The organism is Saccharopolyspora sp. NFXS83 (genome assembly GCF_026241095.1).
In the GTDB taxonomy this organism is placed as follows: domain Bacteria; phylum Actinomycetota; class Actinomycetes; order Mycobacteriales; family Pseudonocardiaceae; genus Saccharopolyspora_C.
This window is the reverse complement of the sequence record NZ_JAPFGB010000007.1, coordinates 57,989-78,566: the sequence shown is the minus strand read 5'-3', so window position 1 is coordinate 78,566 and position 20,578 is coordinate 57,989. Positions and strand designations below refer to the sequence as shown.

Sequence of the window (20,578 nt, the reverse complement as noted above, 5' to 3'; positions counted from 1 at the left end):
CACGGTGCGTGGCGCCCGTGATTATCTCTCAGCTCCCGAATGGAGACGCACATGACTCAGGGAACCGTGAAGTGGTTCAACGCCGACAAGGGCTTCGGCTTCATCGCCCCGGACGCGGGCGGACCGGATGTGTTCGTGCACTACTCGGCCATCGACGGCGCGGGTTTCCGCAGCCTGGACGAGAACCAGCAGGTGTCCTACGACGTCACCCAGGGCCCCAAGGGCCCGCAGGCCGAACTCGTCCGCGCTTCCTGAGGCCGCACTGAGTTCACCCGGCCCCCGATCCGTGCTGGGGGCCGGGTTCCCGTGCCACTCCCGTTTATTCGCCTCGTGATGACGGCACGGTGAGACGGTCGCAATCCCGTCATTCCCGGGCACGTCCGAAGGCTCGCGGTGCTGCCGCTCTGCTTGAGAGCCCACCGCAGCTGATGTGCCGCGAACCGTGGGCTGACACGCTTTCCTCTTCGCCCGGTTGAGCCGAGTGCCGCTGCCGATCAGTAGCCGACTCCCGGGCACATCGCATTTCCCCGCCTCGTTCGTACGTGCGTGCACGATCCGGTACGCACGGGCCGGTAGAAAGCCCCTCGACCATATTGGAGGCCCGACGCGGGCCATGACTCCCTACCTCGGCACGCCTGCTTCCCCTGCTTTGTCCGCAGTGGACGATCGACTCAGGGCGACCAGGGCGCGTTCTTCAACGCCCCGGCCCGCTGCTCGGCCGACCCGCTACATCGCCCGGACACTGTCCGACGATGCCTGGCAGATCACCGACGGCGAAGGCCAGCACACCGCCCGGCTCTCCGGCACCGAACACGACGCCGTCACCCGAGCCCACCGCCAACTTGCCGCGTTCGGCGGCGGCACCGTGCTGGTCACCTCCCTGGACTGACGTCCTCACCGCCGTTCCCACGGCACCGCCCTGCGGCCTACGCGGCGCAACACTTTTCCGAAAGGATCTCGCTGATGAACGTCTCCACCGTTGACCGCACCCGCACCCGCCCGAGGCCCGGCACTCCGGCAACGCCCCACGGCGTCCGGCCCCGTCAGGCCACACCTGCGATCGACCCGGTCGAATTCACCGAGCCCGACCGCAGCGACAACGCTGCCGAACATCACCCTGGTGCGGACCGCAGTGCGGAGAACATGCGCGTCCTGCGCACCCCGTTCACGCCTTCCCCAGTCGAGGCGTGTACCGCTGCGTGAGCACCACCACGGCGAGGTCGAGGCCGGGGATTTTTATGCTGGGGGCATGAGCCGAGCACTCACCACCCGACGGCCACACGCTACGGTCAAACCCGCTCTGCGGAGCTGGATACACCTGGGCACGGCCCTGGGATTCGTCGGGGCCGGCACGGTCCTGATCAAGGCCGCCGCAACAATCGGCCCGCCTGCGGTCGTCGCCGGAATCACGATCTACGTGTCCAGCGTGCTCGGCCTGTTCGGCGTCAGCGCCCTCTACCACCTCAAGACCTGGAACTCGACGGTCACGCGCACCTGGCTGCGCCGCCTCGACCACTCCATGATCTTCCTGCTGGTCGCGGGCACCTATACCCCGATCTGCTTACTGGCCCTGCCTCCGGACACGGCCCGCACCGTGCTGGCCGTGGTCTGGGCCGGTGCGCTCGGCGGCGTCGCACTGAAACTGTCCTGGCCGAACGCGCCCCGCTGGGTCGGGGTCCCCCTCTACATCGCCCTCGGCTGGGTCGCCGTGTTCGTCCTTGGCGACCTCCTGCACACCACAGGACCCGTCGCGTTGAGCCTTCTCCTGGCCGGCGGCGGCCTCTACACCCTCGGCGCGATCTTCTACGCCACCCGCTGGCCCGACCCCTGGCCACACACTTTCGGCTACCACGAGTTCTTCCACACCACCGTGTCCGCCGCCGCGGTCTGCCACCACATCACCATCTGGCTCGTCCTGCTCACCGCGACACTCTGACGGCATGAACGCAGTGCGCAGATCAGTCACTCGTGCCGCCTGCGGCCGAAGCGGTCGATTCGCGGAGCCAGGGTGGGACTTCGGTGCTGACCCGCAGCTGCGGGATGCACGTGGGCGGGGCAGTGCCCATGCTGGTGGGGACACCGCATCACACCGAGCAGGACACAAGGGGGCGGCGATGTTGACGACGTTGCGGAACTACGGAGTGCGCTCAGATTACCTGTTCACCGCAGGTGTAGTCTCGATCGGCCTGAGCGTGGCGAGCTGGGCGTCGTCCCGGAAAGCCGAAGACGTCGCCCGTGCCGATCGATGGGGCATTTTCGTCGGCGAGTGGGCTCCAGCGTTCTTCGCACTCGGCGCAGCACTCCGCATCGACGAAACCCACCGCTAGCCTGCGCCAGTTGAAGGGGCCCGGCACATCACGCGCCGGGCCCCTTCAACTAAAGGTCATACTATCCATCAGCCGATCTGTGCACCGGCCTGCTGTCTCCGCTGTCTCCCCAGAGGGGTGAACTGCGGGAAGCGCATGCGCGTAACCAGAGATCACCTTCCATCCAGCGAAAATGCTCACCTACCCGGCTCGATCATCGCTGCGAGCAGGTAATCCAATGGAGTACGACCTCCCTTCGCCCGTACACGTCACACTCGGCCCTTCTCCGCACGGAACCACGCCACCGGCCCGAGCCCTGCCACACACGCGAAACCCGGTCGACCCTGTACAGCCAGTCGCCCAGAGCCCATCACAGACCTCGGCCCTCGGCGCCCCTGACTGCCTCGCACGTTCCTGGGTAGTTCCTCTTACCCACGTCAACACCACGCTCGCCCGTAGAGGACCGAAATCTATACACACCAAGCAGGCATGTCTATCCCCACGATCACAGATTTCCACAAAACGATGACACGGAGCCGGTGTCCAGACAGTCTCCACCGCGAGCGCGTGGCAGATCCCGCCGCTCGCGCCTTGACGGCATGAGAAGCATCAACCACGCCGACTGGTACGTGAACAAGGTCCTCGCTCAAGCCGAGGATTACCGGGCGGCGGCGAGCACGCCGGCCACCTCGCCCGACGGCTGGGTCGTGCCGCACTGGCCGGTGGAGCTGGCCGGCCTCGATCAGCACATCGCGCTGGTGACCGGGTCGCTGCCGGGGCCGATCTGGCGGTGCGTGCACGGGCGGTGATCGGCACGGGGCAGATCGTGTCCGGTGACTGGCGCCCCTACGGGGCGATTCCGCCTGTGTCGCGGGCTGCGGGTTGAGCAGCAGTGCACACGACTCGCCGCCGGGAGCACCGGGGTTGCGGTGTGTGCGGATGCGGCGGCCTGTCACGGGAACCATCCCCGCGTGCGCGGGGCCGACACTTTTTGACCTGGTGGTTTATCTCGGGCAGGCCTGGTTTTCATTCACTCCGGATCGCGGGTCGGCGTGGAGCTTGGTCGTCGGGTTCATGTGTTCTCGGTTCGCAGTGCGGCGGTGCAGGCGGGTGTGGGCGTTGCCGTGAAGATCACCCGGCTGGGTGACCGGGAAATCCTCCCACCTCGCGACCCCATTTCGCGGGACGCGCACGAATCCTCCCAAAATCCTCCCAAAAATCGGCACAGCCGGGCCGGGAAGATCCACTACGAGATCGACTTCGCAACATCAAAAAGCCCGCTGACCTGCACTTACGTGCTAGATCGGCGGGCTTTCGTGGCCGTCGGGACGGCGGGATTCGAACCCACGACCCCTTGACTCCCAGTTGCATCGGGGGTCAGCGGCATGCTCAGGTCTGTTCTTCGAGGCCAGTTCCCAGTGTACTTGGCAAAGTAAAGGAGTGTGTTTCGCCGTAGGTGTTCATAGCGCACGGGTCCAGAATAGCCGGTCGTCGAACCGCTGAGGGTGTAGTGACGAGGGCAAGGTTGTGTCACTGACGAAAGTCGGTCGAAAGCTCATTGGGTTGCCGGGTACCTGTGAACACCGTTCGAAGCTGAGGACCGGCTTGGGAAGTTGGTGGCAGCCTGTATCCGTGGAGGCCGTTCGGCGAAACCAACGCGCCGCAATGGGGACCGGCTCGAAGACGGGTGACGGGATGGCAGGGAGGCGTCGGTCGTGTCGAGGCGTGGCCGCAGCCGTGGTTACGACTGCTCTTGGCATAACGCAGGCCCCAGGGCAGCTGCCAGCAGCACTCCCGGGATTCGTCCTGCACGCTCGACTCCACACTGCTTCCTTTCCTCTGATCACGACGACACCTGGGAACGTCCACAGCGCCTTGGGGCGGCCCGGAAGGCCTCCAGGTTGTGGGAGTGGTTGCTTCGCATCTTCACCACTGCGAGCCCGGAGGCCTTCCTCATACCTCAAAGGACGACGAACGCGTGTCGCGCGATCATGTTTGGAACAGCCATTGTGAACACCACAATCAGGCGCTCGCCGGATCGGTGGCTTCGTCGGTCGTGTGGGGCGTGGTAGGGCGGCCTCTACCGTGGGTTTCGGTCGCGTCGTATTCGGCTTCGAGTAGTTCGCGCTCGGCGGGCGAGGCGCGCAGGACGGTGTGAACCCTTTCCGCGTCGAGGTCGTTCTCCCATTTGCCGATCACGATGGCGGCGACGGCGTTGCCGAGGACGTTGATGAACACCCGGCCCTCGTTGAGGATCCGGTCGATCCCGACGATGAGGGCGAGCGCGGCCAGGGGCATGTGGCCAACGGCCGTGATGGTGCTGGCCAGCACGATGAAGGCGCCACCAGCGATACCGGCGGTGCCCTTGCTCGTGAGCATCATGATCCCGACCATCGCCAGCTGCTGTTGCCAGGACAAATCGATCCCGAGGGCCTGCGCGAGGAACAGTGAGGCCATCGTCAGGTAGATCGCGGATCCGTCGAGGTTGAACGAGAACCCGGACGGGATCACGATGCCCACCACCGGTCGACCGATTCCCATCATCTCCAGCTTGCGCACGAGCTGCGGCAGGATGGCTTCACTGGAGCAGGTTGACAGCGCGATGAGCAGTTCGGATTTGAGGAAGCGCATCAGCCCGAACAGGCTGAGCTTGCAGACCCGCATGATCGCGCCGAGCACGATGATCACGTAGGCGACGCAAGTGCCGGTGAAGAGCAGGATGAGGTAGCCGAGCTGCTGCAGGCTCTCGGCGCCGTAGGTGGCGACAACGGTGGCCAGAGCGCCGAACGTTCCGATCGGCGCCAGGCGCATGACCCAGCCGACGATCCGGAAGACCACGACCGACAGTGCGGAGATCCCTTTGTTCAGTGGTGCTGCCGCGGGGCCCGCCGTGTTCAGCGCGACGCCGAACACGATCGAGACGACCAGCGCGGCGAGGATGTTGTCCCCGGTGATCGCGCCGAGCAGTGAGTCGGGGATGAGGTCGGAGATGAACCCGGTGAAGGTGAGATGTTCGTCGGTACCGGTCGAGGGCACGCTGCCTGCGTCGAGGGTCGCCGGGTCGACGTTCATGCCCGCACCCGGCTTGAACACGTTCGCTACCGCGAGGCCGATCAGCATGGACACCAGTGAGAGGACCAAGAAGTAGCCGATGGCCTTCACCCCGATCCGGCCGGCCTTGCGAAGGTTGTCCATCGATGCGATACCCGTGGTGACGACGCAGAAGACCACTGGGATCACGATCATCTTGACGAGGGCGATGAACCAGTCGTTGAGCGGCTTGAGAGTGGCTCCGACGCCGGGCAGCAGCAGCCCGACCGCGACGCCGAGGACGGCGGCTACTACTACCTGAAACCAGAGTTGTCCCAGCAACTTGCGAACGCGAGGCCGCTGCGGGCGGCCTGGGGTGGTCGTGAGCGACATCGTTGTTGCTCCCTTTCGCGCGAAGATGTGGCGGTCGAGTTCGTGTCCCGCACAGCTCGGGGCTTCGGGGGACGACGGCGGCCTTGCCGGCCGGATCGGCGGAATCCGCGGGCAGCGGGCAGCGGTGGGCGAGCGGATCCCGCCGGGCGGGCTCAGGTGTGCAGCTCGCGCAGGACTTCGTAGAAGGCGGACTTGCTCTCGAATCCGATGCCGGGCGTCTCGGTCAGGCTCACGTGGCTGTCCTCGACCACGGCGCCGTCGGCGAAGCCGCCGGTCGGCTGGAATTCGCCGGGGTAGGACTCATTGCCGCCGAGCTTGAGCGCTGCGGCGATGTGCAGCGAGAACTGGTGTCCCCCGTGCGGGACGCAGCGGCGGGATGACCAGCCGTGCTGCGCGAGGACTTCCTGGATCCGCAGGTACTCGGTGAGCCCGTAGCTGAGCGCGGGGTCGAACTGCAGGTAGTCCCGGTCCGGGCGCAGGCCGCCGTAGCGGATCAAGTTGCGCGCGTCTTGCAACGAGAACAGGTTCTCGCCGGTGGCGACCGGGCCGCGGTAGTGCTCGCAGAGGGTGGCGTTGAGCCGGTAATCGAGCGGGTCGCCGACCTCCTCGTACCAGAACAGGCCGTATGGCTCGATGGCCTTGCCGTACTCCAGCGCGGTGGCCAGGTCGAAGCGCCCGTTGACGTCGACGGCGAGGCGGGACCCGTCGCCGTCGAGCACGTCCAGGACGGCTTCGATGCGCTCGAGGTCCTCGGCGAGGTCGGCGCCGCCGATCTTCATCTTGACCACGCGGTAGCCCTGGTCGAGGAATCCCTTCATCTCGTCCTTCAGTTCGCGCAGGCCCTTGCCGGGGGCGTAGTAGCCGCCGGCGGCGTAGACGAAGACGCTGTCGTCGGGTGCGCCGTCGCCGTAGCGGTCTGAGAGCCAGCGGTACAACGGCTGTCCGGCGATCTTGGAGGCGAGGTCGAACAGCGCCATGTCGATCACGCCTACCGCGACCGAGCGCTCGCCGTGACCGCCGGGCTTCTCGTTGTTCATCAAGAAGTCCCAGGCACGAGTCGGTTCCAGCTGGCCGTCCTCGCCGAGCAGGGCCTCCGGGGCGGCGTCGAGCAGGCGGGGGATGACCCGGCGGCGCAGGATCTCGCCTGCGCTGTACCGGCCGTTGGAGTTGAACCCGTAGCCGACGACGGGTTCGCCATCGCGCACGACATCCGAGACGACGGCAACGATCGAGCAGTCCATCGAGCTGAAGTCGATCCACGCGTTGCGGATCGACGAACTGATCGGGACCACGCCCTCGTGCACAGCGGTGATTTTCACGCCGTCCTCCTCGTTGCAATTTATAATTTGCAACCGGAGGGTAGGGTGGTAAGGAGTCTCAGCACAACCCCTGGTTCGGAGCGAAGGTGGGCGACATCAAGATGTTTTCGAGCAAGGGCGACGTCGCCTACGTCGAGCTCCGGGAGCGCATCCTCTCCGGTGGGCTGCAGCCGGGCGCACGGCTCGCACAGCACGAACTTGCTGTCGAGCTGGGCATGAGCCTCACGCCACTTCGGGAGGCGGTTCGCCGGCTCAGCAGTGAGGGGTTGATCGACCTGGACTCCCAGCGCGATGCGCGAGTCGCGAGCATGAGCGCCGCCGAGGCACGCCAGCTGTTCGAGGTCCGCCTCTCACTCGATCCGACGGCGGCGGAACTCGCGGCGCAGCGCCGCACCGACTCCGACGTCGCAGCCCTTCGTTCCTCGGCAGCACGACTGCTGCCGGTCACCCGCGCCTGGGGCGAGGAAGCGCTGACCGCCCACCGTGCCTTCCACCGCGCCCTCTACCTCGCGTCCCGCAACGACGTGCTGATCCGGATGCTCGACGACCTCTGGGACAAGTCCGACCGCTATCGGCGCATCGGCCTGAAACTCCCGCCCGGCGAGGAACCCCGGACCCGCGATCACCGCGAACACCACGACCTGGTCGACCTCATCGCGGCCGGAGACGCCGCCGGGGCGCGCTCACTCATGAGCGCGCACATTGAACGCAGCCTCACGGGCTCTGCCATCGACGCCCTCGAAGATCGCGAGCGTCACCCCGCGGGGGAGGCCGAATCTGAAGCGAGCTGATGGGTCTCCCCGGGAGCGGACGACTCGTCGCGAGCCGGTAGTTGGATCGTGGCGGCGAGCTCGGACACGGTGGCATGAGCTCAGTCACTGGGCGGTTCGATCTTGCTAAATCTGGCCTGCGTCGTGTGCTCCGTTGATAACTTGTCGCCCGGTCGAGGGTAGCCAGCAGTGGGTTCAGGAACGTCCGAAGCAGATGCCCGGCGGGAAGAGCTCGAAGCGCGCAACGCGGGACTTCGGAGTCAGATCGACTCGATGTTGTCTGATCTGCGGCGTCGGACGGCGCAGTTGGGTGAGAAGCGGGCCGAAGCTACGCAGCGGACGACGGAGGTGACCTCGCGAGACGGGATAGTCACGGCCACTGTGGACACGGTGGCCACGGGGCAAGAGTTGACGCTGTCCACGAAGGCATTTGAACGCACCACTCCGGAACGCCTCGGTCACACGATCACAAGTGTGTTGCGCGAGGCTGCCGGTCGTTCCACCTGCATCCCTCTGCGCCCCGTATACGGCACGCCTGTGCGCGGGGCGAGGTCGCTTGAAGCTTTCAAGTCAGTGGAAGAACCTGCCGGCATCCGTCGGGCGGCGAGTGAGTTTCTCTTGCCTGCCGGGGCGCAGGATGAGCGCGTGTAGCGGGCCGCGACGTGTCGGATGCAGGACTTCGAGCCATTGGACTCCGTCGTGTTCGACGAAGCAGTTCAGCGCCCCACTCAGATACCTGAGTTGAAAGCCGACGAAGTGCGGGGTTCGGCTGTCGTGCACGTCTTTGCCGTGCAGGTGGACGGCGTGTGGATCGATGCCGTGGGCTTCGAGATGGGCCAGGGCAGCGTGTGCCGCTCTGCGGAGGGGACTGTCCTGGTTCCAGCGGTGGTCGATCTGTTCGCGCACCCACAGGTCATTGATCTTGGAGTCTTCAAGGGTGATCTGGTCGACCGTGACGGCGTCGTCGTCGATCAGTTCGCCTAGTTCTTCCCGGAGTGCGCGGGGTATTCGGTGTTCGAGTCCTTCGAAGCAGGGGCGCATCGCGTCTCGGGGAGCTCGTCCTGCTGTGGGTCGATGGGAATGGCTTGAAGTCGCTTCCTCGCTGTGGCGAGGGATTCGCCGCGTTTCCACAGCAGGGTCATGGGCACGTCGTCGTATCCGTGCTCGCGTTCGAACACGAACTCGTAGCCGCGGCGCCGTCCGCGCAGTGCTTTCCGAAGGACTCCGAAGGGGGACCGTCCGTGCATCATGCTGTTGACGAAGTGAGAGCGCCAGCGGTCGTTGCTGCGGTCGAGGTCGATAGCGACATCGACGTCACCTGGTTCGACGGCTCCTCGGGAATATGAGCCGAAGACCCACATCGCTTGGACCGTTTCTACCGGCCAGTCGTGCCCGGAGGCGCGCTGGATGAGTTCTTCGAGCATCTCCGTTGCACGCTCACGTTTCATCGGCGTCCTCCCGAATTCGATCGATATCGGATCGTATCGACCAGGGGAGTAGTGCGTGTCGGTTTCGTTCGAGGCCGGCTGGATCTCGCTCGGCAGGGCTGGTCAAGGTGGCTAAACGTCGATTCGCCGCACCCTTCGAGGGAGCGCTATGAGAAGTTTTGCCTTTTCAGGGCCAGGGGGCGTTCTTGGGCGCCAGTGGGTGGTTGGCTGCTTGACCTGAGGTAAAGGGGTCGGCGAGCGGCGTGCACGGCCTCGGGGCACTCGCCAAGATCATAAAAAGAGGGTCTTCGCAGTGTCTGACCTGCGAAGACCCTCTCGACCGTCGGGACGGCGGGATTCGAACCCACGACCCCTTGACCCCCAGTCAAGTGCGCTACCAAGCTGCGCCACGTCCCGGCCACACCCGTTGTTTGCGGTGTGCGGAAAGCTTAGCGCACTGTTCGCAGAGGATCTTCATCGCCCCTCAGTTTCGGTGTTCGTGCTGGTCAGGAGTTCGGCGCGGGTGCCGATGAGGCGTACGGGGCGGGTGAGGGCGAAGGCGGTGAGGGCCTTGTGGGAGGCGGCGGCGAGGGCGGTCGGCTCGCGGGTGGGTGTGGTGAGGCGGACGCCGTGCGAGTGGGTGCGGAAGTGGGAGTTGCGGAGTTTGACGACGACCCGGCCTGCGAGGAGGTCGTGCGCGGCCAGGTCTTCGGCGATCAGGTGGGCGAGGCGGGTGAGTTCGGTGCGCAGGGGCTCGGGATCGGTGACGTCGGTTTGGAAGGTGATCTCGCGGCCGTAGGAGCGCGGGCGGTACGGCTCGGGCTGCACGGGGGTGGGGTCGTAGCCGCGGGCCAGGGCCACGAGCCACGGGCCGGTGCGGGGGCCGAAGTGCTCGGCCAGGGCGAAGCGGTCGGTGGCGGCGAGGTCGCCGACCGTGTGGAGGTCGTGTTCGGCCAGGCGGGTCGCGGTGCGGCGGCCCACGCCTCGCAGGGCTTCGGGTGGGCGTTCGTTCATGATGTGCGGCCAGTTGCGCCTGTCCAGGCGGAAGATCCCGGTGTCGGTGAAGCCGGCGGTGGGTTTCGCGAAGCCGGAGGCCGTTTTGGCGCGGAGCTTGTTGTCGCCGATTCCCACGGAGCAGGCGAGTCCGGTCCGGGCGTGCACGTGGACGCGGAGTTCGGTGGCGGATCGGGTGGCGTCGTCGGTGTCCAGCAGGAGGTACGCCTCGTCCCAGCCTGCTTCCTCCACCACCTCGGAGCGGTCGCGCAGGGCGGAGACGAAGGTCGCCGACGCCGCCAGGTACGCGTCCTTGTCGAGGGGGAGGAACACCGCTCGGGGGCAGCGCTTCGCGGCGGTGCGCAACGGGGTTCCGGAGTGCACGCCGGATTCGCGGGCCTCGTAGGAGGCTCCGGCGACGACGCCCCGGCGGGTGGGGTCTCCGGTGCCTCCGACGAGCACGGGTTCGCCGCGCAGTTCGGGGCGTCGCAGCAATTCCACGGCGACGATGAACTGGTCGAGGTCCACGTGCAGCACCACCTGCTCCACGTCCTCAGCTTGCCTGGTGCGCGGTGTCGCGGCAGCTCGGCGGTACGGTCGGCGGATGGCGAAGCGCAGCGCGGGGATCCTGCTGTACCGGATGCGCGAGGGCGTTCCGGAGGTGCTGCTGGTGCATCCGGGCGGCCCGTTCTGGAAGAACAAGGACCTCGGCGCCTGGTCGATCCCGAAGGGCGAGTACGCCGAGGACGAGGCGCCGCTGTCCGCCGCGTTGCGCGAGTTCGAGGAGGAGACGGGGATGCGGCTCGCCGCGGACTCGACGATCGACCTGGGCGAGGTGCGGCAGAAGAGCGGCAAGGTGGTCACGGCGTGGGCGGTGCCGGGCGAGTTCGAGGTGAGTTCGTTGCGCAGCAACCTCGTGGAGCTGGCTTGGCCGCCGCGGTCCGGGCGCACGCAGAGCTTCCCCGAGGTGGACCGGGCCGAGTGGTTCGATCCGGTGACGGCTCGTGGGAAAATCGTTGCCGCGCAGGCGGAATTCCTCTCCCGGCTGCTGGGCGGACTGGGCTTGGGGTGAGGGTCAGCTTTCGGTGCGGTGGCCGAGGATGACCAGTGCGAAGTACACCGTCAGCAGCACCCCGGCCGCGGCGAACAGGACGGCCGGCTCCTGGAGGGCGAGCAGCAGCGTGCCGATCGCGCCCGCGACGGCGCACGACGAGACGATCGCGGTGACGGCGTAGCGCAGGTGGGGGACGTCCGCGGTCGGCTCCGGGATCGCGAAGCGCCGCGGCTGCACCTGCTCGTCGAACCGGGGGTGCGATCGCGGCAGGCCCTGGAACGCCGCGAGCAGTTCGGACTTGGTGCGGGCGTGCTGCACCTGCGCGGCGCGGTCCCCGAATTCCTCCGAGGTGAGGCGGCCCATCGCCACGTGCTCGTCGAGGAGGCGTTGGCCCTGCGCCCGGTCGGAGTCGGACGGGCGGGTGCCGCCGTGCTCCAGGGTCCAGGTGACCGCTTCCACGTCCGCGTGCATCAATTCGCTCACCTCGAAGTGCTCGTGCCGCCGTCCGTCGGCGATGAGCTCACGTTAGGGCGCGGGCGGGACGTGCGCATCGGACTCGAGGTCGGTGGCGGGCGGCCGAAAGGACGAGACTTCGCCGCCGTGCCACGTGATTCCGGCCTTGGAGGACGAGCGTGGCCGGCTCCCTCCGGAACCGGCGACGGCGCGTTCAGTCCAGCGCGGAGTCCTTCGTCTCGCGGCTGATCAGCAGTGCGATCAGCGTCAGCGCGCCCATCGCGGCTAGGTAGACGCCGACCCAGCCGACGCCGTGGCTGCCCGCCAGCCAGGTCGCGATGTAGGGCGCGACGGAGGCGCCGAGCAGGCTCGCCAGGTTGTAGGACACCGATGCTCCGGTGTAGCGCACCGCGGTGGGGAACAGCTCCGGCAGCACCGCGCCCATCGGGCCGAACGTCAAGCCCATCAGGGCGAGACCGACGATGAGGAAGCTGAGCACCGCGGGCAGCGAACCGCTCCCGAACCACGGCCCCATCAGCAGCCCGAACACGATGATCGCCGAGGTGATCACGAGCAGCGTGGAGCGGCGGCCGAAGCGGTCGGCCAGCACACCGGCGATGGGCACGGTCAGGCCGAAGAACACGACTCCGATGAGCAGGAACACCAGGAACTCGGAGCGGCTGTAGCCCAGTCCGGACTCGGCGGTGCCGTAGGACAGGGTGAACACGGTCATCAGGTAGAACAGCACGTACGTCGCGAGCATGATGAACGTGCCCAGCACGAGGCCCTTGAGGCCGGTGCGGAAGACCTGCACGAAGGGGACCTTGGCGCGTGCGCCGGACTCGACGACCTTCGCGAACGCGGGTGTCTCGTGCAGGCTCAGCCGGACCCACAGGCCGACGATGACCAGGACCGCGGAGACCAGGAACGGCACCCGCCAGCCCCAGGCCAGGAAGGTCGCGTCGTCCATCGTCTCGGACAGCAGCAGGAACAGGCCGTTCGCCACGAAGAAGCCGATGGGGGCGCCGAGCTGCGGGAAGGTGCCGAAGGTGGCGCGCTTGCCGCTGGGCGCGTTCTCGGTGGCCAGCAGGGCCGCGCCGCCCCATTCGCCGCCGAGGCCGAGGCCCTGCCCGAACCGGCACAGCGCCAGCAGCAGCGGGGCGGCCACGCCGATCGACGCGTAACCGGGCAGCAGCCCGATGAGCACCGTCGAGATCCCCATCGTCAGCAGCGACGCCACCAGGGTCGACTTGCGGCCGATGCGGTCGCCGAAGTGCCCGAACAGCGCGGAGCCGACGGGCCGCGCGATGAAGGCGATGGCGAACGTGGCCAGCGACTGCAAGGTGGCCGCGGCGGGGTCTCCGGCGGGGAAGAACAGCTTCGGGAACACCAGCACGGCCGCGGTGGCGTAGACGTAGAAGTCGTAGAACTCGATGGAGGTCCCCACCAGGCTGGCCACCACGACTTGGCGAGTGGAGTTGCGCGGCGCGGCGTCATCCGCGACGGCATCGGGAACGTGGCCGACCGCCATGGTCCGGAACCTCCCTGTTCACACGTTCAGACCAAAATGAGCACACGTAGGGTAACGCTCGTCGCCCATCCAGCGGGAACCGATTCCCATGAAATGGACGTGGCCTCGGCCACGGCAGGTCGTCCTCGCGGGCGGGGGATGGCCTAGTCTCCCGGGGCGGCGGCGAGGGTTCCACCGCGCATGGCGGAGGGGTGCGAGCTCGTGATGACGGTGGTCGCTGGGGCGATCTTCGTGTTGACCTTGGCGCTGGTCATCCTGCGTCCCGGTGGTCTGGGGATCGGGTGGAGCGCGCTCGGCGGGGCCGCCGTGGCGCTGTTGACCGGCGTGGTCGGGGTCTCCGATGTGTCCACTGTGGTCGGACTGGTGTGGAACGCGACGCTGGCCTTCGTGGCGATCGTGCTGGTCTCGCTGCTGCTCGACGAGTCCGGCTTCTTCGAATGGGCGGCGCTGCACGTGGCCCGCTGGGGAGGCGGGCGAGGGCGGCGGCTGTTCGTGCTGGTGGTGCTGCTCGGCGCGGTGATCTCGGCGGTGTTCGCCAACGACGGCGCCGCGCTGATCCTCACCCCCATCGTGCTGCAGATCATGCTGGCGCTGCGCTTCACCCCAACCGCCACGCTCGGGTTCGCCCTGGCCACGGGGTTCGTGGCCGACACCGGCAGCCTGCCGCTGGTGGTGTCGAACCTGGTCAACATCGTGTCCGCGGACTTCTTCGGGATCGGGTTCGCCCGCTACGCGCTGGTGATGGTGCCGGTCGGCCTGGTCTCGGTGGCGGCGAGCCTGGTGGTGCTGCTCTGGTACTTCCGCCGGGACATCCCGGCGGCCTACGACCTGACCGCGCTCGCAGAGCCCGCGTCCGCCATCCGGGACCGGGCGACGTTCCGCGCCGGTTGGGCGGTGCTGGGCATGCTGCTCGTCGGGTACTTCGCGGCCGAACCGCTGGGGGTGCCGCTGTCCGCGGTGATCGGGGCGGGCGCGGTGGTGCTGCTCGCGGTGGCGGCTCGGTGGCCCGGATTCCTGTTCCGCGCCGAGCGGACCGCGCTCGTCGTGCCCGGTGGCGGCCCCGCGATGCCGGACTCCGGTGGGCGGCGCATCGCCGTCGGCAAGGTCGTCCGCGAGGCGCCGTGGCAGATCGTGCTGTTCAGCATCGGCATGTACCTCGTCGTCTACGGCTTGCGGAACTTCGGCCTGACGCGGGAGTTGGGGACGCTGTTCGGCCACTTCGGCGAGCACGGCGCGGTCGCCGCCGCCGTGGGCACCGGGGTGGTGGTGGCGGTGCTGGCGTCGATCATGAACAACCTGCCGACGGTGCTGATCGCCGCGCTGGCCATCGCGGGCGCGGGCGCGACCGGGCTCGCGCACGAGGCGATGGTGTACGCGAACGTCATCGGGTCCGACCTGGGGCCGAAGATCACGCCGATCGGCAGCCTGGCCACCTTGCTGTGGCTGCACGTGCTCGACCGCAAGGGCTTGCACGTCGGGTGGGGGCGCTACTTCCGCACCGGGATCGTGCTCACCGTGCCGGTGCTGCTGGTCACGTTGCTCGCGCTGGCCGGATGGCTGATGGTGCTCGACTGACCCGGATCTGATCGGGGTTCTTCCGGGGAGATTCCTCGGGAGCGGTCGCGACGAACTCCTCGCCCGCGAGCGGAACTCAGCTCAGAACCTCACCGGATCCCCCGCATGGCACGAGATTCGCGCCCCGTTGACGAGACGCGCTCTGAATGCCGGACAACACTGATCCCTTCGGGTTCTTCTTGGTTGCGCTTGTTGGCGCAGCAGTGGGCGGAGCGGTACATCTCGTCGTGCTCCCCTTGGTGAAGGTCCGTCTGGATGCGGTGCACGCTCGGCCGCGCATGCGAGGTGCACATGCGGTTCCCCGCTCGGTCCCGTCGCAGGTGGCGGACGCTCGGCCTGCTGCCGTTGCCGTTGCTCGCCGCCTGCGCGGTGGGATTCGGCGTCGCGGCACCGGAACCCGCGGTCGGCGTCCCGGCGCGGTGGGGTTCCGGTTGGCTGGACGCCACGGCCACGTTGATCCCGTCACCGCCGATGGATCAGATGATCGCGCCGATGCCGATGGAACACGGCCCCGAAGTTCAGATCGTGCTGCAACTGCGCAACACGACCGGCGCACCCGTGCGACTGTCCTTTGAGGACGTAGAGCTGCGGATCGACGATGCGGTCGGACCGGCCGAGGCGGTCGCGGGAGTCGGCGGGCCGCGGCGGATCCGGCCGGGCGGCACCGTCGAGGAACGGCTGCGGTTCCGCGCCCCGGACGGCGCCGAGCACGTCCGGCTGACCGTTCCGGACGGCGACGACGACATCACCGTCGGCCTGCCGGTTCGGCCGATGGAGCAGGAGCCGGTCCCGCCGCGAGAACCCGAGCCGTTGGGGCGCGGTCACGGCGGTCATTAGGCGGTTCGCGCGGCGGTGGAGTCCGAGGGGCCCGCCCGCACAGCGATTCATCCGACAGCTCGACGGAAGAAAGCGGGAGGAGGCCTCGTGCGGACGACGATGCAGCGCCGGTACCGGTCGTCGGTGCTGGCCCGGAGCGCCGTGTCTGCGGTGATCACCGCGGGCGTCGCGCTGGCCGATCCGCGCGGCGTCGGGTGGATCGGCGTCGGCGGATTTCCCGCGCCGGTGCAAGCGGTGGGATTCGGGCTGTTCGCGTTCGCGTTCGCCATGGCGGCCGTGGTCTTGGCACTGGCGGGTGCCGACGTCGCGGTGGGCGCCGCCGCGCCGGCGACCCGGTGGGTGCAGCGGTCGTGCGCCACCGCGCTCGCGATGTGCGCGGCGCTGTCGGTCGTGCTCCCGGCCAGGACGGCGCTGTCCGGGCTGCTCCTCGGCAGGGCGCAGTCGCTGCCTGATGCGGGTGGGGTCGTGCACCAGGCGGCGGTGGCGGCGCCGGTGATGCTGGCGTCGGCGGCCGTGGTCTGCCTGCCGACGGCGGCGATCGTGGCGGTCGGCCGGTGGTGGCGCGAGCGGTCGTGGCGGCGGGCTTCGGTGGCAGGGGTGCTGTCGGTGCTCGTGGTGGTGCCGCTCTGCGCGCTACCGGCGACAGGTGATCCCGGCCGGACGTCGCCTGCTCCCGCCGCGCCGCCGCCGTCGGGGGTGTGCCCGGCCGGAGCTCGGCAGATCACCTACGACCTGTCCGCGTTCCAGCTGGACATCCCGCTCAACGGCTGGGGAGACCACCTGCCGGACGGGTTGGTCTACGCGCTGAAGAACGACGACGCCCGCGTCGGCAAGCGGGACCTGCAGCGGAATCCGCAGCTGTCCCAGCCGTTGACGATCCGGGCGAACGTCGGGGACTGCGTGCGGATCGAGCTGCGCAACGACATCCGAGACCGCCGGGTGGGCATCCATCCCGACGGCCTGGTGCAGTTCGACCCGCGGGACTCCGACGGGGCGATGGTCGGCGGGAACCCGGACACCTCGCTCGGCCACCGCGAGCAGGGCACGTTCACCTGGTACGCCGACCACGAGGGGCAGGCGCCGGTCGTGGACATCGCGAACCTCGACAGCGCGGCCGAAGGCTCCACGAGCACCCAGCGCGGCTTGTTCGGCGGCGTGATCGTGCACCCGCGGGGTTCGACCTGGCACGACCCGATCACCGGCGCGGACCTGCTCGACCGCGGGACCGGCCGGGCGGTGCAGTCCGAGCTGTTCGCCGACGTCCGGGTTCCGGACGGCGAGGACCACCGCTCCCTCGCCATCATGATCATGGACGAGGTCGAAGGGGTCCGGGACCGCGACGGCGAGCAACCCACCTTCCCCACCACGGGCCTGCCGGACTCCACGTTCGGGATCAACTACCGCAGCGAGCCGCTGCGGAACCGGTTGCGGGCGATCTTGGAACATCGGGGGACGCCCACCCCGGAGAACCCGTCGGGCGTGGCGAAGACCATCACCTTGCCCAACGGGCGCACCTTCACCACGGAAGATCACTTCTGCGACGGTTTCGTGGCGGACCTCGGGCGGGTCGTCGAAGATCCCGGCGCGAAGTGCCAGAGCGAGGAATCGCACCTGCAGTCGTGGGTCTTCGGCGACGAGGGCAAGCTGACGCGACCGGGCGAACCCGGCGGACCGCCGGTGGTGGACACCGACGCGATGATCTCCAAGGCGTACCTGGGCGACCCGGTCCGGTTCGCGCTCATCCACCCCGGCGTCCGCGAGACCCACCCCTGGCACCAGCACACCCAACGCTGGTTCGCCGACCCGAACAACCCGGCGTCACCGCGCAAGGACGTCCAGGCGATCGGGCCGGGTGAGGCGTTCGAGCTGCGCCTGGAAGGCGGTGCGGGCGGAGTGCAGGGCACCATCGGCGATTCGGTCTTCCACTGCCACTTCTACCCGCACTTCGCGCAGGGCTTCTGGGGTCACCTGCGGATCTTCGACCGGCTGCGCGACGGCACCGCGTCCAACCCGGACGGCACGCCGCTGCAAGCGCTGCAGGAGCTGCCGGACCGGGCCGGTGCGACACCCGCGCCGGACGCCCGGCATCCCGGTTTTCCGCTGTTCGTCAAAGGAGAATTCGGCCAGCGCGCGTACAAACCGCCGCACACCGTCATCGAGGACGACTTCGCGGAGCTTCGGCGCCCCGGCGACACGGTCCGCGGGCCTACGCCGATGGAGGCGGCGAACATGCCGGCGCTGGACCCGGACAAGCCCGGCGCCGGGTTCGTCGACCCGTGCCCGCCGGAGCGCCCGGAACGCACCTACCGGCCGCACGCCGTCGACATGCCGCTGCTCTACAACGAAGCGGGGTGGAAGGACCGCCAGGGCCGGCTGTACGTCGAGGAGAGCCACCTCGACGCGGTCACCTCCGGGCGGGAGAGACCCGAGCCGTACACGATCCGAGCGCGCCAGGGCGACTGCATGCGGATCCTGCTCACCAACGACCTGCACCTGGACGAGGATCCCGACGAGCCGATCGACCACGTCAACCGCCTCGACGGCGACTACATGCTGCCGGAGGAGACCTCGGAGGTCTCCGCCCACGTGCACCTGGTCCGGTTCGACGAGCTCGCTTCGGACGGCACGTCCGTCGGGTTCAACTACGCGCAGACCGCGATGCTCGGGCAGACGGCCGCGTTCCGGTGGTACGTGGACGAACCGCTGAGATCGGTGTTCTTCCACGACCACCAGTACCCCAGCCTGCACCAGCAGAAGGGGCTGTACGCGTCGATGAACGTCGAACCGCCGGACGCGATCTGGCGCGACACCCGGACCGGCGAGCCCACCGACGGCGTCGGCACCGTGGCGATCATCGAGTCCGACCTGGGCATGGACTTCCGCGAATTCACCCTCTACTACGCCGACCGCGTCCCGCTGTGGCGGAACTTCGGCGCGGGGCCGCCGGTCCAGCCGCCCGGCGTTCCCGGTGATTTCGGTGAAGACCAGGGCGGGTACGCGGTGAACTACCGCAACGAGCCGTTCCAGATCCGCACCCGGCCAGGTGTGCCGGGGCCTCGCGGTGACCCGGCCTACGCGTACTCCTCGACGGTGCACGGCGACCCGGCCACTCCGGTGCTGCGCGCCTACACCGGTGAACCCGTGCTGATCCGCAACATCGCCGCGGCGCACGAGGAGATGCACGACTTCACCTTGCACGGGCACAAATGGCTCAACGAGCCCGACAACCCGAACAGCGATCTCACCGACCAGCAGGCCCTCGGGCTCGCCGAGTACTTCAACTACGAGATCGTCGGGTCGACCATCGTCCACCGGGGCATGGAGGGCGAGGAGCTCAAGGACGAAGCCGAAGTGACACCGGGCAACGGCGGCCCGGCGATCGTGAACAGAGGTGCCGGTGGTCCGGGCGACTTCATGTACGGATCGACCGCGCTCGACGACCAGTGGCTGGGGCTGTGGGGGATCTTCCGCACCACCGACCGGCCGCAGCGGGACCTGGCTCCGCTGCCCGATCACGGCCTCCCGGGGCAGGCGCCCGAGCCGAGGCCGGTCGTCGACCGGCCTCGGCCTCCAGGGCACGCGCCACCGCGCGCGGAACCGGTGAACACCTGCCCGCGCACGGCACCGGTGCGCTCGTTCGACGTCGACGCGGTCGAGCATCCGCTCAGGTTCAACCCCGAGGACCGGGACCACGATCCGTTCGGGCTGGCCTACGTCAGGTCGCAGGACGCGGCGGCGGTGCGCGCGGGGCTCCGGCAACCGGCACCGCTGGTCCTGCGGGCGAGCGCCGGTGAGTGCATCGAGATCACGCTGACCAACGGGCTGCGCCCCGGCGGCCAGCCACCGCACGGCGACCACGTGCCGCTGCCCGCGGACGCTCCGTTCCCGCGCGGTGACCGGGTGTCGTTGCACGGCGGGATGGTCGACTACGACGTGCGGACCTCCGACGGGTCGACCGTCGGGTTCAACGCGGACCAGACGGTGCGGCCCGGCGAGTCGATCACGACCTACTGGTTCGCCGCACCCGAGATCGCGGGTTCGACGATCGCGCTGTCCGACTTCGGGGACCGCCGCGGCAACGCGCACCACGGCCTGTTCGGAACGCTGATCATCGAACCACCGGGGGCGAGCTGGACGGATCCGGTGACCGGCGGACCGGCCACCGGCGCGGTTGCCGACGTCCGCTGGGTCGAGGAGGGCGCCGCGCGGGCCACCCGCGAGTTCGTGGCGATCTGGCAGGACGGCGTGCGGTTGTTCGACCGCGACGGCGAACCGATCCCGGAGGCCGTGTCGGGCGAGGACGTCGACCTGGATCCCTACGAGCGGGGCAACCGCGGCATCAACTACCGCAACGAACGCTTCGCCCCGCGGCTGCGCGACGATCCGGAACAGGCGCACGTGTTCAGCTCGCGGGTGCACGGCGACCCGGCGACGCCGGTGTTCCGCGCTCACCGAGGTGATCCGGTGACCGTGCGGTTCGTGCACGGCGCCGATCGGGGGCGGGTGCACACGATGCTGGTGGCGGGGCACATGTGGCGTTACCAGCGCGGCGACGCGAACGCCGCGATCCGCTCCGCCGTCGGCGGAATGCTGCCGGAGACCGAGGCGACCATCGAGCTCATCGGTGGTGCCGGTGGCCCCAGGGGCCGGACCGGTGACTTCCTCATCCGGGACGGTTTGACCATCAACCAGGTCAACGCCGGGTTGTGGGGGCTGCTGCGGGTGGAACCGCACCACCGGCCAGGATTGCTGCCGCTGAACGGGGAACCGGGGCACGCCGCACCGGAACCGGTGCATCCGGCGGTGCTGCCCGCCGCCGCGATCGTCGAGGGCCGCCGGGCACCCCGCCGTCGGAGGAGGCGGCGGATCCGAAGATGACCAGGGAACGCC

At 68.6% G+C, this 20,578-nt stretch carries 19 protein-coding genes and 1 tRNA gene; 13 read left to right on the top strand and 7 right to left on the bottom strand.

The features are described 5' to 3' along the window. The first annotated feature begins 51 nt into the window (after positions 1-51). The 6 genes from OOZ19_RS10005 (at position 52) to OOZ19_RS09980 (ending at position 3,115) form a co-directional block, all read left to right on the top strand. A complete protein-coding gene (locus OOZ19_RS10005; RefSeq protein WP_266089778.1) occupies positions 52-255 on the top strand; it encodes a cold-shock protein in 204 nt (67 codons plus the stop codon). A gap of 403 nt (positions 256-658) precedes the next feature. Further along, the gene (locus OOZ19_RS10000; protein WP_266089777.1) at positions 659-889 is read left to right on the top strand and encodes a hypothetical protein; all 231 of its coding nucleotides are present in this window, start codon (positions 659-661) and stop codon (positions 887-889) included. A 74-nt stretch (positions 890-963) separates the two neighbouring features. After that, a complete protein-coding gene (locus tag OOZ19_RS09995; protein WP_266089776.1) occupies positions 964-1,203 on the top strand; it encodes a hypothetical protein in 240 nt (79 codons plus the stop codon). Between the two features lie 46 nt (positions 1,204-1,249). After that, complete coding sequence (gene trhA, locus OOZ19_RS09990; protein WP_266089775.1) at positions 1,250-1,936, top strand: PAQR family membrane homeostasis protein TrhA; 687 nt, start codon at positions 1,250-1,252, stop codon at positions 1,934-1,936. Between the two features lie 178 nt (positions 1,937-2,114). Next, positions 2,115-2,327 (top strand): hypothetical protein, encoded by a 213-nt coding sequence (locus tag OOZ19_RS09985; RefSeq protein WP_266089774.1) that lies wholly within the window; start codon positions 2,115-2,117, stop codon positions 2,325-2,327. A gap of 578 nt (positions 2,328-2,905) precedes the next feature. After that, positions 2,906-3,115 (top strand): hypothetical protein, encoded by a 210-nt coding sequence (locus OOZ19_RS09980; protein ID WP_266089773.1) that lies wholly within the window; start codon positions 2,906-2,908, stop codon positions 3,113-3,115. Positions 3,116-4,328: 1,213 nt separating this feature from the next. Here OOZ19_RS09980 and OOZ19_RS09975 read toward each other — a convergent pair. Together OOZ19_RS09975 and OOZ19_RS09970 are read right to left on the bottom strand one after the other, a co-directional pair. Beyond that, the gene (locus OOZ19_RS09975) at positions 4,329-5,729 is read right to left on the bottom strand and encodes a cation:dicarboxylate symporter family transporter (RefSeq protein WP_266089772.1); all 1,401 of its coding nucleotides are present in this window, start codon (positions 5,727-5,729) and stop codon (positions 4,329-4,331) included. Positions 5,730-5,881: 152 nt separating this feature from the next. Continuing rightward, positions 5,882-7,048, bottom strand: coding sequence for a mandelate racemase/muconate lactonizing enzyme family protein (locus tag OOZ19_RS09970; protein ID WP_266089771.1), 1,167 nt, complete (start codon positions 7,046-7,048; stop codon positions 5,882-5,884). A gap of 86 nt (positions 7,049-7,134) precedes the next feature. On the opposite strand from OOZ19_RS09970, the gene OOZ19_RS09965 reads away from it, so the two are divergent. The 3 genes from OOZ19_RS09965 to OOZ19_RS09960 all read left to right on the top strand — a co-directional run bounded on the left by OOZ19_RS09965 (position 7,135) and on the right by OOZ19_RS09960 (position 8,802). After that, entirely contained in the window at positions 7,135-7,839 is a 705-nt protein-coding gene (locus OOZ19_RS09965; protein WP_266089770.1) for a GntR family transcriptional regulator, read from the top strand. A 252-nt stretch (positions 7,840-8,091) separates the two neighbouring features. Further along, positions 8,092-8,469: a YbaB/EbfC family nucleoid-associated protein gene (locus OOZ19_RS30245; RefSeq protein ID WP_507028804.1), complete on the top strand. Its 378-nt coding sequence runs from the start codon at positions 8,092-8,094 to the stop codon at positions 8,467-8,469. A gap of 18 nt (positions 8,470-8,487) precedes the next feature. After that, the gene (locus OOZ19_RS09960) at positions 8,488-8,802 is read left to right on the top strand and encodes a hypothetical protein (protein ID WP_266089769.1); all 315 of its coding nucleotides are present in this window, start codon (positions 8,488-8,490) and stop codon (positions 8,800-8,802) included. Here the strand turns inward: OOZ19_RS09960 and OOZ19_RS09955 are convergent. The 3 genes from OOZ19_RS09955 to OOZ19_RS09945 form a co-directional block, all read right to left on the bottom strand. Next, positions 8,799-9,266 carry a nucleotidyltransferase domain-containing protein gene (locus tag OOZ19_RS09955; protein ID WP_266089768.1) on the bottom strand — a complete coding sequence of 156 codons (468 nt, stop codon included), beginning with the start codon at positions 9,264-9,266 and terminating at the stop codon, positions 8,799-8,801. The genes OOZ19_RS09960 and OOZ19_RS09955 overlap by 4 nt on opposite strands. Before the next feature lie 322 nt (positions 9,267-9,588). Then, positions 9,589-9,662: transfer RNA gene (locus OOZ19_RS09950), tRNA-Pro, on the bottom strand. 57 nt (positions 9,663-9,719) lie between these two features. Beyond that, the gene (locus OOZ19_RS09945; RefSeq protein WP_266089767.1) at positions 9,720-10,787 is read right to left on the bottom strand and encodes a DNA polymerase IV; all 1,068 of its coding nucleotides are present in this window, start codon (positions 10,785-10,787) and stop codon (positions 9,720-9,722) included. A gap of 55 nt (positions 10,788-10,842) precedes the next feature. On the opposite strand from OOZ19_RS09945, the gene OOZ19_RS09940 reads away from it, so the two are divergent. After that, on the top strand, positions 10,843-11,310 hold the full coding sequence (locus OOZ19_RS09940) for an NUDIX hydrolase (RefSeq protein ID WP_266089766.1): 468 nt from the start codon (positions 10,843-10,845) through the stop codon (positions 11,308-11,310). 3 nt (positions 11,311-11,313) lie between these two features. Here the strand turns inward: OOZ19_RS09940 and OOZ19_RS09935 are convergent, their stop codons facing one another. Together OOZ19_RS09935 and OOZ19_RS09930 are read right to left on the bottom strand one after the other, a co-directional pair. After that, positions 11,314-11,775: a DUF1707 SHOCT-like domain-containing protein gene (locus tag OOZ19_RS09935; RefSeq protein WP_266089765.1), complete on the bottom strand. Its 462-nt coding sequence runs from the start codon at positions 11,773-11,775 to the stop codon at positions 11,314-11,316. Between the two features lie 184 nt (positions 11,776-11,959). Beyond that, positions 11,960-13,276 carry an MFS transporter gene (locus tag OOZ19_RS09930; protein WP_266089764.1) on the bottom strand — a complete coding sequence of 439 codons (1,317 nt, stop codon included), beginning with the start codon at positions 13,274-13,276 and terminating at the stop codon, positions 11,960-11,962. A 204-nt stretch (positions 13,277-13,480) separates the two neighbouring features. Here OOZ19_RS09930 and OOZ19_RS09925 point away from each other — a divergent pair, with 204 nt between their 5' ends. From OOZ19_RS09925 to OOZ19_RS09915, 3 genes are all read left to right on the top strand, one after another. Next, positions 13,481-14,851, top strand: coding sequence for an arsenic transporter (locus OOZ19_RS09925; RefSeq protein ID WP_266089763.1), 1,371 nt, complete (start codon positions 13,481-13,483; stop codon positions 14,849-14,851). Positions 14,852-15,142: 291 nt separating this feature from the next. Beyond that, positions 15,143-15,688, top strand: a complete 546-nt coding sequence (locus tag OOZ19_RS09920) for a hypothetical protein (RefSeq protein WP_266089762.1) — start codon at positions 15,143-15,145, stop codon at positions 15,686-15,688. An 87-nt stretch (positions 15,689-15,775) separates the two neighbouring features. Then, positions 15,776-20,566, top strand: a complete 4,791-nt coding sequence (locus OOZ19_RS09915) for a cupredoxin domain-containing protein (protein ID WP_266089761.1) — start codon at positions 15,776-15,778, stop codon at positions 20,564-20,566. Positions 20,567-20,578: the final 12 nt, after the last annotated feature.

Excerpts from the sequence above, each read along its gene's own strand:
- OOZ19_RS09980 (WP_266089773.1), top strand. The coding sequence starts at position 2,906 with ATGAGAAGCATCAACCACGCCGACTGGTACGTGAACAAGGTCCTCGCT.
- OOZ19_RS09960 (WP_266089769.1), top strand. The coding sequence starts at position 8,488 with ATGCAGGACTTCGAGCCATTGGACTCCGTCGTGTTCGACGAAGCAGTT.
- OOZ19_RS09920 (WP_266089762.1), top strand. The coding sequence starts at position 15,143 with ATGCGGTTCCCCGCTCGGTCCCGTCGCAGGTGGCGGACGCTCGGCCTG.
- trhA (WP_266089775.1), top strand. The coding sequence starts at position 1,250 with ATGAGCCGAGCACTCACCACCCGACGGCCACACGCTACGGTCAAACCC.
- OOZ19_RS09955 (WP_266089768.1), bottom strand. The coding sequence starts at position 9,266 with ATGAAACGTGAGCGTGCAACGGAGATGCTCGAAGAACTCATCCAGCGC.
- OOZ19_RS09985 (WP_266089774.1), top strand. The coding sequence starts at position 2,115 with ATGTTGACGACGTTGCGGAACTACGGAGTGCGCTCAGATTACCTGTTC.
- OOZ19_RS09995 (WP_266089776.1), top strand. The coding sequence starts at position 964 with ATGAACGTCTCCACCGTTGACCGCACCCGCACCCGCCCGAGGCCCGGC.
- OOZ19_RS09975 (WP_266089772.1), bottom strand. The coding sequence starts at position 5,729 with ATGTCGCTCACGACCACCCCAGGCCGCCCGCAGCGGCCTCGCGTTCGC.
- OOZ19_RS09925 (WP_266089763.1), top strand. The coding sequence starts at position 13,481 with ATGACGGTGGTCGCTGGGGCGATCTTCGTGTTGACCTTGGCGCTGGTC.
- OOZ19_RS30245 (WP_507028804.1), top strand. The coding sequence starts at position 8,092 with ATGTTGTCTGATCTGCGGCGTCGGACGGCGCAGTTGGGTGAGAAGCGG.
- OOZ19_RS10005 (WP_266089778.1), top strand. The coding sequence starts at position 52 with ATGACTCAGGGAACCGTGAAGTGGTTCAACGCCGACAAGGGCTTCGGC.
- OOZ19_RS09940 (WP_266089766.1), top strand. The coding sequence starts at position 10,843 with ATGGCGAAGCGCAGCGCGGGGATCCTGCTGTACCGGATGCGCGAGGGC.
- OOZ19_RS09930 (WP_266089764.1), bottom strand. The coding sequence starts at position 13,276 with ATGGCGGTCGGCCACGTTCCCGATGCCGTCGCGGATGACGCCGCGCCG.